Genomic DNA, 1,388 nt, shown 5'->3' on the forward strand with positions numbered 1-1,388 from the left:
TGATGATTGGTGGAAATCTAAAGAAAAGTGTCATCGTGATGATGATTGGTGTTCTAAACGAAATAAGTGTCGCTGTAATTGTTTCTTTATTTGTTGCCATTGTAAAAGGAAAAATTGGTAATATTTTCGATGTCAACTGAAAGGAAAGAATATGTCTTTTGGAACCACTCGGGCTTTTACGGATAGTTGATCCCACACCTACTTCCTTACTTTCGTTGAATTTTGAGGTGGGGGCCTTACTGCCCGGCAAATAGCGGGATAAATACTAGAATGTAATATATAAAAAGCTGACTGAGTATAGTCAGCTTTTTGTCAATGAACACGTAAAGGCTTAAACAGACAGACAGACATATATATTTACTGATTGGTGGGGTATTGAGAAAAAAAGCTGACTCTTATAAATCGATTTTTTAATTACTTCACGTACGCATAAAACTTTAGATGCTTATTGATTTGACGAATTCACCAATATTTTCATCAAAAAATTCATGCTATCTTTAATTAGTGCAATGCTTCATTGCTTAACGATTATCTTCAGGAGCCCTATAGACAATCGGGGTTTCTTTTATTTAAATAAAAATTTTGTTTAAACTTTACAAAACTCACCTATATTAAAATACCTTCTAAAATCCCTATTAAACATTTATAATACTTTTAAATGGTTTAAATTCTACAATCAGTAATGGAGGCATTTTAATGGGAAACATCCCAAAAATATCATCACACCAATCAAATCCAAATATACCCTCACAGCAAGTGAACCCTAATACCCAACAAGGTAATATAAAAAAAACAAGACGCCGTATTATAACTACTTTAGTCTTTATATTACCTATAATTTTTGTCGTGCAATATTCTCTGAATAACCAACAAGAAATGATTAAAGAAAAACAAATCACGCTTAATACGGAGCAACAAAAATTATCTTCTGTAAAGAAGGATGGGCATTCCCTTAACAATGATGTCAAGGCTTTAACAAGTAGTGAAGAAGAAATTTTAAAATTCGCAAGGAAACTGTATGGATTTTCTAAACCGAATGAAACTATATTTCAAATAACTGAATAAAATTACACTGCATTACCCAAAAGGCGATTTGAAGATAATCGCCTTTTTATATTTAATCTCTAAAGGAATCATACGAATCTCTCTTTCTATCATATAACTACTTTGTTTAATTTGTTAAAATACAATCACTTGTCCATTTCACTTTACTCTATCATTACATTTACTATTAGTAATACGATTTTTAGAGGTGATAAATAATGGACGAGTTTTTATCTTTTGCTGCACATAATCCGGGTTCTATTGGACCTACACTTCCACCTGTTCAACCCTTTCAATTCCCTACCGGTCCCACCGGTTCTACAGGACCAACCGGGCCAACTGGA

2 protein-coding genes are annotated in these 1,388 nt (G+C 32.7%); both read left to right on the forward strand.

Features of this window, described 5'->3' with window-relative positions; genetic code table 11:
- Positions 1 to 696 precede the first annotated feature (696 nt).
- Positions 697 to 1,065, forward strand: a complete 369-nt coding sequence (locus MR170_RS30605) for an FtsB family cell division protein (protein WP_029442347.1) — start codon at positions 697 to 699, stop codon at positions 1,063 to 1,065.
- 197 nt (positions 1,066 to 1,262) lie between these two features.
- Positions 1,263 to 1,388, forward strand: a 126-nt coding sequence (locus MR170_RS30610; RefSeq protein ID WP_242310638.1) for an exosporium leader peptide-containing protein, incomplete at its 3' end; no start/stop codon positions are given.

This window comes from Bacillus cereus group sp. BfR-BA-01524, from assembly GCF_022662595.1.
GTDB lineage: Bacteria > Bacillota > Bacilli > Bacillales > Bacillaceae_G > Bacillus_A > Bacillus_A thuringiensis_S.